The sequence below is a fragment of the Mangrovibacillus cuniculi genome, assembly GCF_015482585.1.
Classification (GTDB): Bacteria; Bacillota; Bacilli; order Bacillales; family R1DC41; genus Mangrovibacillus; species Mangrovibacillus cuniculi.
In genome coordinates this window covers 2,300,022-2,316,907 of record NZ_CP049742.1, presented here as the reverse complement: position 1 = coordinate 2,316,907, position 16,886 = coordinate 2,300,022, and the positions used below count along the sequence as shown (strand labels likewise).

Sequence of the window (16,886 nt, the reverse complement as noted above, 5' to 3'; positions counted from 1 at the left end):
AATAATTGATTTAAGTGCATGCGATAGGAGGATGTTGTCAGGATGAAGTGGAGAATCATTTTATGTATTATTGTACTCTTTGCAACGTTTACTGGAAGTGGTACCTTAGCCTCAATCGCAAGTTCCAAAACTACTTACAGCGGAGAAATAAGAAAGGGAACAACTTTAGTCCCTGTCCGAGAAGTATCGAAGTTTTATGAAGCAAATATCAGTTGGAATCAAAGTAAAAAGAAGTTGTTAATTAAACGAGATAGTAACTTAATAGAATTAACTATTGGTAGCCAAGTAGCAATAGTTAACGGGGAGAATGTCTCAATAACTCACCCCCCTATCCTAATAAATAATAAAACGTATCTACCTGCTCGATTTATAGCAGAAATGTTTGGAGCTAAAGTTTCTTGGGATTCAAATGAAAAAAAAGCCACTTTCTCACTACAAGATAAGGCGTTATCTGTCGTTAGCTTACCTAAGTTTGAAGTAGATAGTGAGTTCTTGTCATTAGTTAATGTAGGGAAAATAAAGGGTAGTCCGTATAGTTTGAGTGATAAAACATCAGCCGATGAAATATTATCATCGTACGGTGAACCTTATGCAGAAGGGTATTGGGAAGGTGGATATGGATTAAAATACTCACCGTTTACTTATTACGTTAATTGGAATATTCGAGAGCAAGACTTTCATATTCGTGATATATATTTAACTGCTATAGTGGTAAATGGAGAAAGTAAAATTAATAAAAATCCTGCTGAAGTTAAGAAGATATTAGGAAGCCCTTATTCAGAAGGCATAAGTGAAATGGATGGTAGATATTTCGTAAACTATCGATCTGGAAACTTTGAAGCTTACTTTTCATCCAGAACCAAACACTCTAATGTGACGGAGATTTTACTTAAAGAAATATATTAAGCGCGTTTAAAGTCAAAGAGTTGTTTGTTAGTAAAGTATTTTTTAGATAGCGACAAAGCGGGAAAGTCGCCACATCTGTCGTGAGGAGAAGGCGACAAAGCGAGAAAGTCGCCACATCTGTCGTGAGGAGAAGGCGACAAAGCGAGAAAGTCGCCACGCCTGTTGTGGGGAGAAGGCGACAAAGCGGGAAAGTCGCCACGCCTGTCGTGAAGTGAAGGCGACAAAGCGGGAAAGTCGCCACGTCTGTCGTGAGAAGAAGACGACAAAGCGGGAAAGTCGCCACGCCTGTCGTGAGGAGAAGGCGACAAAGCGAGAAAGTCGCCATGTCTGTCGTGATGAGAAGGCGACAAAGCGGGAAAGTCGCCACGTCTGTCGTGATGAGAAGGCGACAAAGCGGGAAAGTCGCCACGTCTGTCGTGAGAAGAAATCGACAAAGCGAGAAAGTCGCCACGCCTGTCGTGAGGTGAAGGCGACAAAGCGGGAAAGCCGTCACGGCAGTTGTGAGGAGAAGGCGACAAAGCGAGAAAGTCGCCACGTCTGTCGTGAGGAGAAGGCGACAAAGCGAGAAAGTCGCCATGTCTGTCGTGAGAAGAAGGCGACAAAGCGGGAAAGTCGCCCCTCAACACAAAAAGCCCAATTAAATTGGGCTTTTTGGTGAGTCTATATTCGCCATCAGTTCTTCTTGCTATCACGAATTTCCTTGTGAATCTTTCGCAACACCTTCTTGGATCCTCGTGTAATATCATGATTCAGCTTTCTTGTTTTATAATCTACAAATAAGGTATTTAAGTCATACCCCTCTGGATATAAATCTGCCGCTTTTGCCTCCAAAGACAATCTTCTCTCATTGATTTCCACCACATCGCCTTCCAAAAAGACTTTTACATTTCGATATTGGTCTCGTTCTTCGTACACGATCCCAATTTCGTTACGATCCAGCAGTTTCACTCTGTCCCCTTTAGCAACCTCGACCACATTTTCTTTCTCCACAACAGCTGAACGAGGTTTTCTCTTTTTGCTTTCATTCACCAACGCATATTCATACTTCTTCTCTGTGATATATCTCTCCGCCTTCGCCAACACTCCAGCAGGGATCTCCATTTTCCTAGAGATCCATAACGCATTACTGTCTCCTGAACGACCAATCATTAATCGATACAAAGGTTCCAGTGTTTCGTTGTTAAACTGCATTGCGGCGTTCATGAAATCTGGATGCTCCTCGGAATAACGTTTGATTTCTCCGTAATGAGTGGTGGCAACTGTGATACAGCCTTTCAAGTAAAACTCTTCTAAAATAGCAATAGCCAAGGCAGCACCTTCATTCGGTTCTGTTCCACTACCAATCTCATCGAACAGCAACAACGTATTATTATTTGCAACACGTAAAACTTCCGATAAGTTTTTCATATGAGACGAAAAGGTACTAAGAGCATTCTCTAAACTTTGATTATCCCCAATATCTACGAAAACTTGGTCAAAAATGGCCACTTCGCTCGCCGGATCTGCATGCACATGGAAGCCGGACATCACCGCCAACGTCACGAGTCCTATCGTCTTCAACACAATTGTTTTACCACCTGCATTAGGCCCGGTTATCACTAAGCTCCGATAATTTTCTCCAATCTCGAAATCTAGCGGCACTACCGCACCAGTTAACAACGGATGCTTGCAGGCAACGAGGTTTACCTTACCATAATCATTCACACGAGGTGCAATACCATCGATTTGACGACTGAACTTTGCTTTTGCAAACACCATGTCGTACTGTGCGATTAATTCCATATTGACACTAATTGTCGGCAACTGTTCTGTTATCATTCCAGTAAGTGTGGCCAGTATTTGATACTCCACCATAGCTTCTTCCGCTTGTAACATTGCAAGCTCCGCACTTAACTTCGAAACAGAACTAGGTTCCATAAATACGGTGGATCCTTTAGATGAAACTTCCACTACCACGCCTTGTACGTGATTCTTAAACGAAGCCTTAATTGGAATGGTGTAACGCTCGTCTTTCTTACTGATGAAGAACTCTTGTATATACTTGCTGTTTCCACTATTATTTAAAAACTTATTTAAACGATCTTTTACTTTTTCTTCTGTTAACTCGATATGATTGCGAATTCGCTTCAATTCACGACTTGCGTCTGAAGAGACCTTACTTCCTTTAATGGAGAAATTAATTTCTTCTTCGATCTCCATTAATTCTGTCATGGAATTCGCGTAGCTAGCTAGAACAGGTGCAGAGAATTCTCTTTCACTCATAAAACGCTTAATCCTTCTACAACCGCGCAAGAAATCGGAAAGTTGGACTAACTCTTCGGGATCCAAGATCATCCCTTTTTCCACCTTATGCACAAGGTGTTCTACATTAGAAACACCGGCAAAAGGTACATGGCCTTCTGCATCCAGTATGCGACGGCCTTCCGTTGTTTCGTTTAAACGGTTTTGAACTACTTTTATCGAAGAGCTCGGTATCAACTTTTCTATCAACTGCTTGCCTAAACCACTCACGCAATAGGTCTTTACGATTTCTTTTAGTTCGATATATTGTAATTTTTCAAAAGTACTTGTATTCATTTTTTTTCTCCTCACTGTGATGTTTTTAATCGACAATGAAGACACCTAGATAAAGATTTCAACAAGCATACAAAAAAGCCGTGGCAGACACCACAGCTTTACAGGCAAAGAGGGTAGCAGAAAATAACCATAAAAATGGCTAGAATGCTCTTTGCTTTTCAAGTTTGGTAGGTATCTTCATAGGTAGAAATAAGTCCATAGCAAAATAAAGGTGCCTAAAGCACTCTTTTTAAAACTTATCTCTATTTACTTTTCCTATTTAAGAAACAACTACCGCACTCATAAAAGCACCTCTAAAAGTTATATTGGTTACTCATTAAAATCTGTTATCAGGAAAATCATACTACGTGTCATTTGAAAAGTAAAGATGATATGCTTATACCATCATAACGTATGCAAAGAGGAGTTCGTATGCCAACATTTTTACAAAGGAAAGCGGAGGAGCTGGGCGTTCGCTTAAATGAAGTACAGCAACAAGCGGTCCAAGAAACGGAAGGACCAATGCTGCTGCTTGCTTCACCAGGTTCTGGTAAAACTACCACGCTGATTATGAGAATCGGCTATTTAATAGAAGAAAAAAGTGTAAATCCAAGTCGTATAAAAGCTGTGACCTTCAGTAAAGCTTCCGCTCAAGACATGACAGAGCGGTTCGAGCGCTTCTTTCCAAAGTTACCCCCAGTGGATTTTTCGACTATTCACAGCTTAGCTTTTGAAGTCGTTCGTCACCATTTTTTTAAAACGCAGATGCAATTTCAATTAATTGAAGGTGTAAAGAATCAAGACGACATTCATAAAAAAGGGATTATTAAGGATATTTATCAAGGAATCATGAAAGAACCTCTTCAAGACGATGAATATGAAAAGCTTGCTACGTACATTAGTTTTGTAAAGAACCGTCTTATCCCTAAGGAAGAGTGGCGAACTGTGTCATGTGACGTGCCACGGGCAGCTGATATTTTAGAAAAGTATGAAGAGAAGAAGAGAGCCCATTTCTCCAAACGATATATCGACTTTGACGATATGTTACTCATTGCGAATGAAGCGTTGGCGTATGACAAAGAGTTACTACAGCAGTATCAAAATCGATACGACTATGTCTTAACCGATGAGAGTCAAGATACGTCGCTTGTCCAACATCAAATTATAGAAAAGTTGGTGAAGCCTCATCAAAATATCTGTGTGGTAGCGGATGATGATCAAAGTATCTATTCTTGGAGAGGTGCAGATCCAGCTTATCTGATGACATTTCGAGATGTCTATAAAGATGCCATGATTCTTTATATGGAACAAAATTATCGATCAACGCAAGATATCGTCTCTGTGTCGAATCAATTTATCCAACGAAACCAAGAGCGGTATCCGAAGAAGATGTTTACAGAGAACGGCACCTTTAAGCCGATAGCGTTTAAACACTTATTAGACCACGCAGAGCAAGCGGCTTTTGTCGTTCAAGAAATACAGCAAGCTCCAGATTTAAAGGAAGTGGCCGTACTCTTCCGAAATAATTTTTCAGCACTACCTATTATCCATCTACTTGATAAAGCTGGTATTCCATTCTTCATGAAAGATGCCGATTTACGCTTTTTCTCCCACTGGGTGGTGCAGGATATTGTAAATATCATGAGGCTAGCGTATGCGGATCACCGTGTGGATCTTCTCGAAAAAGTACACACGAAGTTGCTAGGCTACATTACCAAAGCCCAAATGAAAGAGTTGCATTCACTACCTTTACAGGGCAATGTTTTTGATCTTCTTTTACAAAATATAGCCCTAAAAGATTATCAGCAACGATTAATTCCAGAAGTGAAGAAGACGCTGCAAGGTTTGCGGGAGTTGAGACCAAAGACAGCGATTCAACGCATTCGCTTGGAATTGGGGTATGAGAAAGCGCTGGAGAATATGTGTGCAAGACTTGGATTCCAGATGGATCACTTACTCTCCATCTTACAAACGCTTGAAGATATTGCGGGTGACATTGCGAGTATTCCAGACTTCGCCAACCATTTAAAGCATTTAGATGAAGAGTTGCGAAGTGCTAAGTGGAAACGTGAGGAAAACGCGGTTACGTTGTCGACTTTCCATAGTGCCAAAGGTCTGGAGTTCGACAGAGTATACATGGTGGATCTGATTCAATCGGTCATTCCGGCGACGAATCAAGGGAAAGTTACTAATATGGAAGAAGAGGTACGTCTTTTTTATGTAGGTATGACGCGTGCCAGACGGGAGTTAACCTTGCTATCCTACGCAAAAAAAGACGGAAAAGAAACGAAAAAGTCTGAGTTTGTACAAAACGTGGAGCATATCATTCATCCACCGAGAGAAGTGCCAGAAGAGCAAAAACAACGTCGTGCCAAAGTTGTAAAGCCAGTGTTTAACCCAAATGCAGTGCGACAAGCGGAGGAACTGGAAGCGGGGATGACCATACGACATAAGGTTTTCGGCCATGGAGAAATACAATCTTTAGAAGATGATGCTGTGGTAATCGTATTTCCAAAAGGAAGAAAAAGATTATCTATGTCAATTTTGTTGGAAATGGCATTAATTGAAATCGTTCAGGAGTAAAACTCTTGGGCGATTTTTTGTTACGTGACCTGTAATAACACAAGTAGGGCCACGTGATGTGGCCTGCTTTTAACTGAGTCTCCTTTAATTCTGTGACAGCCTATCATAGGATAAGCGTGCCAGGTATAAACTAAACTAGTAGCTATAATTATCACCTACTACTAATCAATGTCGTAATATGGTATGATTATGTAAATATTTAGAAAAGAAAGGTGGCTCCTATGGCCAACTCACCGTGGAAAAATCATCTCGGTAAGCTTTCAGAGCAGCAAGAGGCATTTGCAGCAGAACTGAAAGCACTGCAAAAGGAATTGGAAGCACGAGATGATTTAAAAGAAAATGAAGAATTAAAACAACAACTTCAGACAATGAAAAAAGAGTTACGTGAGACAACAACAAAATATGAGCGCTTGCAAGAGGAGCACCGAAAGACAAAGTTAGCCTTGCAGGAGCAATTGGTTGATGAAAAGCTACAGATTATTCGACTTTCTAAAAGAAAAGTAGATTCTTATTTTGCTAGAGACGGAAAAGGAAATCGATTAGCTGCTCTTGAACAAGCAACAAAACGGAAGTTAGAGGAGCTACAAAGACTTTCTAACGAAGAGCTAGGTGGTTTTGCCAGCGATTTTCGTGCCAAGATTACTAATTTCTCTTTAGAATTGAAAGACAGAATTGCTGCACATCGAGAGGAAATGAAAGTGCAAGAGGAAGCACTTCGACAAGAGACGAATGCTGGGTATCAAGTACTGGAAGCGGAAGGTGTAGATGACGCAACGATTCAACACCGGGTGAAAGAAAACCAGCTCGAACTTAAAATCGGCTTGAATTGGATTAATAAAATCGGAATTCTTCTTATTATATTAGGCGTAGCTGCGGCTGCAAGATATTCTTATGTATCGTGGTTCTCGCCAACCGTTCGTGGAATCTCATTCTTTATTTTAGGTGCTGCCATGTTAGTAGCAGGAGAATGGTTCTATCGTAAAAAGAGAGAAGTGTTTGCTTATGGTTTAGTTGGTGGGGGAATTGGTGTCTTATACGGGGCAACGTTCTTCAGTTACTTCTTATTAGATATTTTATCATTAACAGTTGCGTTAGCATTATCAATATTCATTACAGCGGGGGCAATCTTTTTATCCCTGCGATATAATTCGAAAACGATCGGATCGCTTGGATTAGTCGGAGGATATATTCCCTTGTATTCCTACATTGGGTTCTTCGGACTTGAAGGGACCAGCGTATACATCGCAATGGCCTATCTCTTGTTATTAAACGGAACCGTGATGGCCATTTCGTTCCAGCGCCGTTGGAGTCTCATTTATTATGTAAGCTTTTTATTCCATATTCCATCGATGCTGGTACTGATCAATATTAGTGAAAATGCATGGATGGACGTTCTATATAGCATCGCGACGTTCGCATTATACTTAGTCGTCACATTAGCTTACGCATTCCGCTATCGTCAAAAAGTTTGGTGGGTGGACTTGCTACTTCTTGGTGCCAATACGTTAGTGAACAGCATGGTAGTCTATACTTTAATTGCTGAAGTGGGCTTACTAGATTTCAGAGGGATTGTTGCGTTAGGTTTCGCCGCTTTATATTTTGGCTTGGGTTGGTATACAAAACAACGACTGACAGAAGACAAATCCGCCATCGTCTTATTCCAATCGGTGTCGGTAACGTTCTTTGCTTTGTTCGTTCCATTCCAATTTAATCAAGATTGGCTGGCGATTGGCTGGACGATTCAAGCAGTTGCGCTAATCGTTTATAGTCTAAGAGAAAAAGTTCGCTTATTAGAGCGTGCAGGTTGGATTATTTACGCGTTAAGCCTGGTCGTGTTTGGCATTAAAGTGATGATTAGTCCTTTGTTAGTGGAATCAAGAATCTCTACATTAGACTACTTCGTTCCGACGGCTAGTCTACTATTCATCGTGTACTGGTATCTATTAGAGATGGAAAGAGCTCCGCAAACAGAGTGGATTTTCGCACGTTTAGATGTGTTTATCAGAGGGTTGAAATATGTGGCATTAGTTAACATGTGGTTCTTCGTCGTATACGAAGCAAATCGCTATTTCATTAAAATTGTACCAACAACGTTAACGCAGTATGAATTCTTCCGCGTGATGTTGTTGATTTTCTTAACGCTTGGGGTGTCATACGTAGTGCCAAAGCTGCCGAAACTGTATGATCGAAATGTTCACTACATTTCACTAGGATTGTTTGTCTTAGCAACTGTGGGAAGTTTGGCGACAACACTTGGCATGCCAACGCTAGAGAGCACGTGGGGAGAAAATAATTTAGCTAACTATTTAGCCATTGTCCTATTGTTAGGACTAAACGCCATTACATTTATGCTTGGTAAAGATCTGTTACGTGCTAAAATGGTTCGCATCAATGGATATGGCGAGTGGTACGTACTAATCTTGGCTGCCTATATGCTAGTGGTGGTAGGGGCAATCGTGACGCAGCAATTCCAGTTAGGGGATGTCAGCTTTGTTTTGAGCTCCGTATATCTGGTATTAGCGATTGGCTATTTATTATATGGATTCCGAAAAGGGCACGTCTACTTGCGACGAGTTGGGTTGGCGGTGACGTTGCTGTCGACAGGTAAATTGATTTTGGTAGATTTAACTTTCCTGAGTGAGTTAAGTAAGATCTTTGCTTACTTCCTGTATGGAATCGCGTTGATTGGGATTTCTTACTTGTATCAGAGGATGAGTAATAAGGAGTAGGGGAGCAAGCAGCTTAGTGCTGCTTGTTTTTTTTCTATGATAAAGAGTGATAGGAACACACCTAGGCGGTAAATGGTGTTGAGGATCTACTTTATTATGGAAGTTATGGTCAAAAAACTGAGAGAGGTAGTGAAAGAAGAAGCCAGTAGTTTTAGCAGGCATCGCATGGATTGGTAAGACAAGAATCGTGTCACTGCCCGAACGAAGAAGTATTTGCGAAGGGGATAAAAGGAGCCCTACCTATTCATCACCAATAAAAAAACTCCAGAAACAATTGGAGTTTTAAAGTGCCTCGCGAGCTTTTGACAGAAGTGCTGACTGTCGCGCGCTTTTTGCAGTCTCATATTGTTCTTTAAATTCTTCCGCATGACTTGGAGAAAACCCATATTGTTTTAACTCCGATTGCAAGGCTCCATAGATTACCTGGAAGGCACTATCCGTATTAGCTTCTAAGTTATCTGCGGCACCTTTATACTTGCTGTAAAAGTAACTATAAGAGATAGATTCTCCGCTAGCCTTCTTTTCTTTATATTCATCGAAGGCTCGTCCAACAATACCGTCAATTTTTTCGTTAGCTTGAGCTTGAAGATTCTCAAAAGAAGGTGCATAACGATTTTTTATGAAAGCAACCGTAACTTCAGGGTCGGTCTCTTCGTTATCCTCACCATCTTCTTGGATAGAGCTTTCAGAATCAGAGTTATCTGTACTAGATTCAGTTTGTGAACCCTCATTATCATCTGATGTTCCTTCACTTCCATTAGTTTCTGCTGAATTATTTGAAGTACTACTGGATAAAGCTGAAGTGGTATCAGTTCCTTCGCCCGAAACAGTACTCGTATTTCCGGAAACAGATATACTACTTTGATCATTTGTCTCCTCTGTTTCTTCTCCAATTGGGGAAGGAAGTACTATGTCATACGCTTCTTCAGTAATTTCTGCCACTTTCACATCGGCAACTTCATACTCTTTTACTTCTAAAATATAATAAATCCAGCTACCTGCTCCAACAACTGCAATTAAGGCAACTAGAAGAATTACCTTTAACCATTTTTTCATCAAGGTACCTCCATATTTCACATAATTTCCTATATATTATCATAGTTTGGTATTCGAAAGAATCATATATATGTAAATACTATTATAAATTGGTAACAAAATAGTAAATTTCCAATTTTCGATTGAAAAAAAGTGCTATAATCAGTATTATAGTAAAGAGTTGGAAAAAATAACGGCATTTATAACCTAGATACAATAGGAAAAAAGTCTAACACATTGGAAGAAGAGGTGCAGAATGACAAAGAAATCATTAGCTGGTAAATATGCAAAATTGGCAATGGTTACAACTTTAGCGGTATCTTCTGCTGCGGCTGGCTTTGTTGTAGAAAGTAAAGTAAAAGCTGCTACATCAGACTACACTGAGGAAGTAATCACAGCATATCTAAGTGATTTACATGATAGTTTAACTACAGAACAAAAAGAGCACGTCAGTCATTTGAAAACAACCTTAAATACTTTTCAAAACAGTGTAGGCTATGATGAGTTCTTAAATGAAATTGTTAACAGTTCTGACCAAGAAAAAAAGGAAGCAACTAAATTAGTTATCTCAGAACTAATTACATTAATTCTAGGAAGTACTTCACTTAATTTTGAAGAACAAATAGATGGATTTAAAAATATTGAAGAAGGTAAACTTAATGAAGTTTTTGGTGGGGCTATTAGTGGACAAGACTTGATAGATTATTCTGCTGCAGTTTTAGGCGAATCCTACTCGTATTTTGAAGATAATGTAGACAGAGATCTATCACATAGGGCTATGCTTATATACGTTTTAGATAGTATGGCTTTCCCGTCGGCAGAAAGTTCGAAATTCAATACGATATATACTACATTGACAAATAATTTAATTTCTGATTTAGAACTCGCTTTTAAATTAGAAGAATTATTAGATGAAAACGTCGAACTTAAAAACTCATTTAGAAATGCTTCACAATCAGTTATTGTTGGTATTAGTAACTTTGATAAGCAATTAGCAGACTATATTAATAACCCTGAAGATGAGGAAGAAGATCAAGGCGGGAATAATAATAACCCAGGCGACGGCTCTGGTAACGTGACACCTCCACCAGTCGACCCTATAGATCCTGAAGACCCAACAGACCCTGAAATTCCAGTAGAAATTGGAGTAGAAGAAGGCGAAGTAAAAGTAGAAGCTGAGGATATCGCAAAACAGGCTGACAAAATCGTGGAATCCCTTAAAGGTACAGATAAAGTAGAAAAAATCGCAATCAAGCAAACTGGAAAAGAAGCAGAAGTTACTGTTCCTCAATCAATTGTAGCTGCTTTAATTGCAAACAATCCAGAGGCAGCATTAGTAGTAGAAACAGACAGCGGAAGTTATTCTTTACCTGTTAAAGAAGTTGGCTTATCTTCACTAGCTCGTGAGTTAGGAGTGGCAGTTTCGAAGGTTTCTATTAATTTCGTGATTAAAGAAGTGGAAGATACGACGGGAGCTTTAGAGAAAAATAATGTAGTAGGACCTGTTATTGAGTTTGAAGTAACTGCTTCTGCTAATGGCAAAACAATTTCGATTGTAAAAGAGAAGTTCTCTTCTTACGTAGCTAGAACAATTACTCCTACTGCAACACTAGATGTGACAAAAGCTACGGCTGTTCGGATCAATGAAGATGGCAGTTTAACGCCGATTCCAACATATATTAACAAAGAAAATGTAGTGACGATTTTATCTCTTACAAACTCTAAGTATACGTTAATTAGTGAAAATGTTACGTTTGCAGATGTGAACGATGGTGCAAACTGGGCAGAAGAGCACATTGAGAAATTAGCTTCGAAACAGATCATAAAAGGAAAGAGTACTACGGCATACGCTCCTAAAGATGAGATGACACGTGCTGAGTTTGCTGCACTAATCTCTCGTAGTTTAGGTCTAGTAGATACACCAGCAGGTAAAACGTTTGCGGACGTACCTAAAACGTTATTGATTAATAAAAATGGTGAAATCAACGCTGCTGTAGAAGCTGGAATTATTTTTGGTCGTGGAAATAATGTGTTTGATCCAAACGCAAAGATTACCCGTACAGAAGCTGTTCTTATGATGGCAAGAGCAATTGATTTTGTCGGAGCAGAATTGGAAATAGATGAAACAAAGAAACTAGAAGACTATAAGGATTTTGCAAATATTCCAACTGTTCATCTAGAAGAAATGGAATTACTTGTTCAATCTGGTATTATTACTGGATATGCAGATAATACACTATCTCCTCGTGCAAACACGACTCGTGATCAAATGGCTAGAATGTTAGACTTGATGTTACAAAAAATTAAATTTATGAACTAATCAACATAACTCCTCTATACACTATTGAAGTATAGAGGAGTTTTTAATAACAAATAAAAGGGTGGGGAGAGCAGCTGATGAAATTAATTCATAAAGTTATACCTATGTTGCTAGTAATGTTCTTTTCTATAAGCCTAGAAGTATCTGCTTCCTATAAAAGCTCTTTGTACAAAGTACTCTATACCTCTAAGGATATTGAACAAGTAATTGTAGTTAGGAATACTGGCCCAGCAGAAAATTTTAAAGCGATTGTGTCTTTGTATGAAAAAGAACGAAGTCACTGGATAGGTAAAGTGTCCTATCAAGGAGTTATTGGTAAAGGGGGTTTTACACCTTCAAAGAAGGAGGGAGATACTAAAACTCCAATAGGGAAATACTCGATTGGAATGGCCTTTGGATATGCGGAGAAACCATCTACCATGACTTGGACATATACGAAGGTTGGAAAGAATGATTACTGGATTGATGATCCTGTCTCCTCTGATTACAACCAATGGATGTATGAATCCGGTGATCCTCATAAAAAATGGAAATCCTTTGAGAGGATGAATCATCCTCTTTATAAATATGCTTTGGTCATCAATCATAACCGTAATCCAGTAATACCAAACGGAGGAAGTGCCATTTTTCTACACGTTTGGAGAGATGAAAATAGTTCTACGATAGGGTGTGTAGCATTAGAAGAAAAAAACGTGGTGGATTTGTTAAAAAGGCTCGATCCTAATCGTCGTGTAGTCATTGTTATGGGTAGTGAGACAGATATTATAAGTGCTCTAAAATAGTAGATTCCTATGAGGTATCTACTATTATTTTGAAAATAAATTGTAAATATTATATTATGATGAAACTTTTTCCATAAATATACGTCTGATATAGAGACTAATTAAAAAAAGATCTCCTGCATTTTATCAGGAGACCACACCGCTTGTTCTACCTCTTACTCGAAAGTAAATCATGCCCAACCGAAAACACGATTTACATATATATGGTTAAGAGGAAGCCAGGACATGAAGGCTTTAAGTTTTCACTTATGCTCTAATATTACCATAATTTTCACTGGTTAATCTATGCAAAAATACTTTTTATATGAAAATATTCCTTGAGTAGAAAGTATTGTTTCTTTTTAGGAGGTGATTTAAAGAGAGTTAGTCTAAAGATAGATGTATATATTTCTATTAATTGGTATTTATGGTAAAGTATATTAGGTAAAAAGTATATTAAGAGAGAAAAGGGGAACGAGACATGAAAAAGCTATCAAAAAAGGTTTTGGCTGTAACGTCAGGGCTCGCAATTCTCACATCACCATTAGGAACATACATAAGTGCAGAGGGGAAATCTGAATCACCTATTAGAACGGCTGCTATTTCAATTAATAACTCACAGTTACAAAAGATGATGGATCAAGAAAAGCATAAATTAGTGAGTGAAGACACTCTTGTCATTCAATATGATAAGCCTTTGTCTACATCTGAACTAAATAGAGTAGGATTAAAAGTTGTAAGACACCTTCCTCAACTTAAATCTATTACAGTAAAACTATCAAAAAAAGAAGATGCAACGAAAGCGCTACGTTTCTTAACTAATTTACCGAAGATAAAAAGTATCCAGCCTAGTGCAATGTACCAACCTGCCAGTTATGGTGATCCGAAAGCTACGGAAATCTATCACTTAGAAATGTTAAATATTCTAGAAGCGCAAAAATTAGCTGGCGATAAAAAAATTCGTGTAGGTGTTATTGACCAAGGTATCGATACTAATCATCCTGAGTTAAAAGATAAATTACTAAACGGATATAACGCTATTAACCCAGTTAGTTCTCCAACACCGGATTATCATGGTACTCATGTTGCAGGGATTATTGGTGCGGAAAAAGGTAATGGTGTAGGGGGATACGGGATAAATCCTAATGTGGAAATAGTTCCGATTGATGTATTTGATCGTTCTTGGGGAACTTCGGATTACATCATTGCGGAAGGGATCCTACATGCAATTGAAAAAGATGTTGATGTTATCAATATGAGTTTAGGTGGGTATTTTCCATCTACCGTATTAAAAGATGCAGTTCAAAAAGCAGTTGATGCTGGTATCACAGTGGTAGCAGCAGCTGGCAATGGTTTTGATGAGCACGCTAACTATCCTGCATCGTATGAAGGGGTTATTTCTGTAGGAAATGTTAATAGTAAAAAAGAACTATCTGAGACTTCTTCACGTGGACCGTCAGTCGATTTAGTAGCGTATGGAGAGGATGTATATGCTCCCATTTATGATTATGAAAAGAAATCTAGTTTTCAAAAACTAACTGGTACTTCGATGGCGTCTCCAATTGTGGCGGGAGTGGCGTCATTACTACTATCAAAGTACCCAGATATGTCTCCAGCTGAAGTGGATTACATTTTAAAACAAACAACAGACGATTTAGGGCCAACAGGATTTGATAATGAATTTGCGTATGGATTAATAAACCCAGTAGCTGCTCTTAAATATAATCGTGCGTATGTTCCTGACCACATTAAAAATCCGTTAAGTTCTGAAGATTTTATAAAAAATGCTTCTGAGTTAACTGTTGATGGAAAAGAAGTATGGACAGAGCGATTTACAAAGCCAAATGAAGAACATTGGGCAAAAGTTTCGTTAAAAAAAGGTGAGACTATTGAATTAACGTTAAAAGGTTCTGATGCATTCGATTACTCTCTACTATATAAATGGGAAGATGGAGATTTACAAACAGTAAATGGAACTCGTCAAGGTAAAAATGAATCTATTCTGTTGAAAGCAGATAAAGATACTACTTTATTAGTAGGAATGAAGGATACCTATGGACACTATGCAAATAAAGCACGTAATGAATCCGAAGCTTCATTAACTTTGTATGTACCAGAAACGTTACCTGAAGATAAATTGACCTTAGAAAAACCATACGCTGTAACAGCTTTGCCTTTTAACATTGAAACAGAAACGTTATTTACAGGAATAGAAGATCAAGCTGATGAGGACTTCTACACATTTACTGTCGATGAACCTACTACACTTAAGATTTCTTTAAGTGCTATCCCGGGTGTAGATACTTCCTTTGCAATTTATGATAAGTTCTCTTTATTTCCAGAAGGAGAAATAACTGAAGAAACTATGGAGGCTGCTTCTGTATCACTAACTTCTGAGGAACCTGTTTACCCTATGGAATTTTCATCAGGTGGAGGAGTAGATACAGAAGAAAGTTTAGTATTTGAAGCTATGCCTGGAATGGAATATTATCTAAAAGTAACAAATAAATCGGAGTTTTTTGGTGGATTCTATGATTTCTTCTTTGATCCATACTTCTTTATGATGGACTTTAATGGTGCGCATACGGAATCATTAAAACCTTATTCTTTGTCTATGAAAGAGATAAGTCTTCCTGAAGATGAAGATGGATTACCACAAGCTTTAGATGAAATGATGAATCCAGAAATGCCTCAGGAGGACTCTTCAGAAGAAATGGACTACGTACATGTAATTAAAAACAATGCGTTATCTTTAGAAGAAGTAGATACGGCTTTCTTACAAAATCTCTATGATAATGATTGGTTCAAATTCACTGCTAAAGAAACTGGTCTTTTGGAGTTAGACTTGGCTAAAGGTACTTTTGTTCCCCTTGTAGAGGTATATGAATTGGGAGAATATACGTACATGGATGAAAATGAAGAAGAAGTGACGCGTGAAGATTTTCGTTATTTAGGAGATAATGTTCACTGGGGTTGGACTTCTCTTACAATGAAAGAAAAGATGTATTTATCGGTTGAAGAAGGTAAAGAGTATTTCTTGAATGTAATGAATAGCTATTACCAGCCAAAATTAGAAGAGGGATCATACAGTATTTCAAAATCAGAAAAAGGTCCTTTACCTCGTGAAGAATGGGAGCCGAACAATTCGTTTGAAGAAGCAACTCCTTTAAAAGATGGCAAAGTAACTGGCCTATTCTCAACAAATAATGACAATGATATTTATTATTTAGAAAATACAAAAGCAGATATTTATGGGTTCTCTTTAAAGCGTCAAGAAGTAACAAACGAAATGAAAAAATTGTACCCGAAAGAAATTTTATCACCTTATTACGCAGTTGCAGGTGTTATTGAGGACGTAAATAAGAATAAGCAACTAGATCCAGAAGAGTATGAGTCTGCAATTTTGTTTGATAAGGGTATATATGAAGGCTACTCTTATGGTTCCTTTAAAGCAAAAGAAGGTGCTAGCTACTTTGTAGAGGTATTTAACTTCTTTGATTCAAATACAAGATTCTCGGTAGTTCCTTATGACTTAGAGATTTCTCCTGCACTTATGAAAGACGAAGATGCAGAGAATACAGGTAGGTCCATTAAGGATGCAAAGCCTTTATCAATGACAAAGGTTTACAGTCAATTATGGAAAGCGGATGGTTATTTAACTGCCGTTGAAGGTCAACCAGATGCTGATTGGTATACATTTACTTTAGATAAACACGCAGAAGGTATTGTAAGATTGGATGCTCCTGTTGGGATTGATGGAGTTATTGAATTGTATAAAGATGGTAAATTGCTAAAAACAGCAGATTACTATCCGATGAACGATGATGAAGTCCTTCACGTTAATTTGGAGAAAGGTACTTATGTTGTTAAGGTGAAAGACGCATTGGGTCAAGGTTCTGCATTACCATATCAATTGCGTGTATTTGTTAAATAGTAGTTTAAAAAATAAGCCATCTGAATTATTTCAGATGGCTTTCTTCTATTATTATATAAAAT

8 protein-coding genes are annotated in these 16,886 nt (G+C 38.4%); 6 read left to right on the top strand and 2 right to left on the bottom strand.

Annotated elements, in window-relative coordinates:
• Window positions 1-42: 42 nt before the first annotated feature.
• Window positions 43-906, top strand: a complete 864-nt coding sequence (locus G8O30_RS11750) for a copper amine oxidase N-terminal domain-containing protein (RefSeq protein ID WP_239672246.1) — start codon at window positions 43-45, stop codon at window positions 904-906.
• Window positions 907-1,578: 672 nt separating this feature from the next.
• On the opposite strand, the gene G8O30_RS11745 is transcribed toward G8O30_RS11750, so the two are convergent.
• Complete coding sequence (locus G8O30_RS11745; RefSeq protein ID WP_239672245.1) at window positions 1,579-3,483, bottom strand: endonuclease MutS2; 1,905 nt, start codon at window positions 3,481-3,483, stop codon at window positions 1,579-1,581.
• 411 nt (window positions 3,484-3,894) lie between these two features.
• On the opposite strand from G8O30_RS11745, the gene G8O30_RS11740 reads away from it, so the two are divergent.
• Window positions 3,895-6,045: an ATP-dependent helicase gene (locus G8O30_RS11740; RefSeq protein ID WP_239672244.1), complete on the top strand. Its 2,151-nt coding sequence runs from the start codon at window positions 3,895-3,897 to the stop codon at window positions 6,043-6,045.
• 221 nt (window positions 6,046-6,266) lie between these two features.
• The gene (locus G8O30_RS11735) at window positions 6,267-8,774 is read left to right on the top strand and encodes a DUF2339 domain-containing protein (RefSeq protein WP_239672243.1); all 2,508 of its coding nucleotides are present in this window, start codon (window positions 6,267-6,269) and stop codon (window positions 8,772-8,774) included.
• A gap of 282 nt (window positions 8,775-9,056) precedes the next feature.
• Here G8O30_RS11735 and G8O30_RS11730 read toward each other — a convergent pair whose 3' ends face one another.
• Window positions 9,057-9,830, bottom strand: coding sequence for a hypothetical protein (locus G8O30_RS11730; RefSeq protein ID WP_239672242.1), 774 nt, complete (start codon window positions 9,828-9,830; stop codon window positions 9,057-9,059).
• Between the two features lie 235 nt (window positions 9,831-10,065).
• On the opposite strand from G8O30_RS11730, the gene G8O30_RS11725 reads away from it, so the two are divergent.
• The 3 genes from G8O30_RS11725 (at window position 10,066) to G8O30_RS11715 (ending at window position 16,824) form a co-directional block, all read left to right on the top strand.
• Window positions 10,066-12,129 (top strand): S-layer homology domain-containing protein, encoded by a 2,064-nt coding sequence (locus G8O30_RS11725; protein ID WP_239672241.1) that lies wholly within the window; start codon window positions 10,066-10,068, stop codon window positions 12,127-12,129.
• A gap of 77 nt (window positions 12,130-12,206) precedes the next feature.
• Complete coding sequence (locus G8O30_RS11720; RefSeq protein ID WP_239672240.1) at window positions 12,207-12,911, top strand: L,D-transpeptidase family protein; 705 nt, start codon at window positions 12,207-12,209, stop codon at window positions 12,909-12,911.
• Window positions 12,912-13,371: 460 nt separating this feature from the next.
• Complete coding sequence (locus G8O30_RS11715; protein WP_239672239.1) at window positions 13,372-16,824, top strand: S8 family peptidase; 3,453 nt, start codon at window positions 13,372-13,374, stop codon at window positions 16,822-16,824.
• The last annotated feature ends 62 nt before the right edge of the window (window positions 16,825-16,886 follow it).

Coding starts and splice junctions, on each gene's coding strand:
- G8O30_RS11745 (WP_239672245.1), bottom strand. CDS start 3,483: ATGAATACAAGTACTTTTGAAAAATTACAATATATCGAACTAAAAGAA.
- G8O30_RS11735 (WP_239672243.1), top strand. CDS start 6,267: ATGGCCAACTCACCGTGGAAAAATCATCTCGGTAAGCTTTCAGAGCAG.
- G8O30_RS11715 (WP_239672239.1), top strand. CDS start 13,372: ATGAAAAAGCTATCAAAAAAGGTTTTGGCTGTAACGTCAGGGCTCGCA.
- G8O30_RS11750 (WP_239672246.1), top strand. CDS start 43: ATGAAGTGGAGAATCATTTTATGTATTATTGTACTCTTTGCAACGTTT.
- G8O30_RS11725 (WP_239672241.1), top strand. CDS start 10,066: ATGACAAAGAAATCATTAGCTGGTAAATATGCAAAATTGGCAATGGTT.
- G8O30_RS11740 (WP_239672244.1), top strand. CDS start 3,895: ATGCCAACATTTTTACAAAGGAAAGCGGAGGAGCTGGGCGTTCGCTTA.
- G8O30_RS11730 (WP_239672242.1), bottom strand. CDS start 9,830: ATGAAAAAATGGTTAAAGGTAATTCTTCTAGTTGCCTTAATTGCAGTT.
- G8O30_RS11720 (WP_239672240.1), top strand. CDS start 12,207: ATGAAATTAATTCATAAAGTTATACCTATGTTGCTAGTAATGTTCTTT.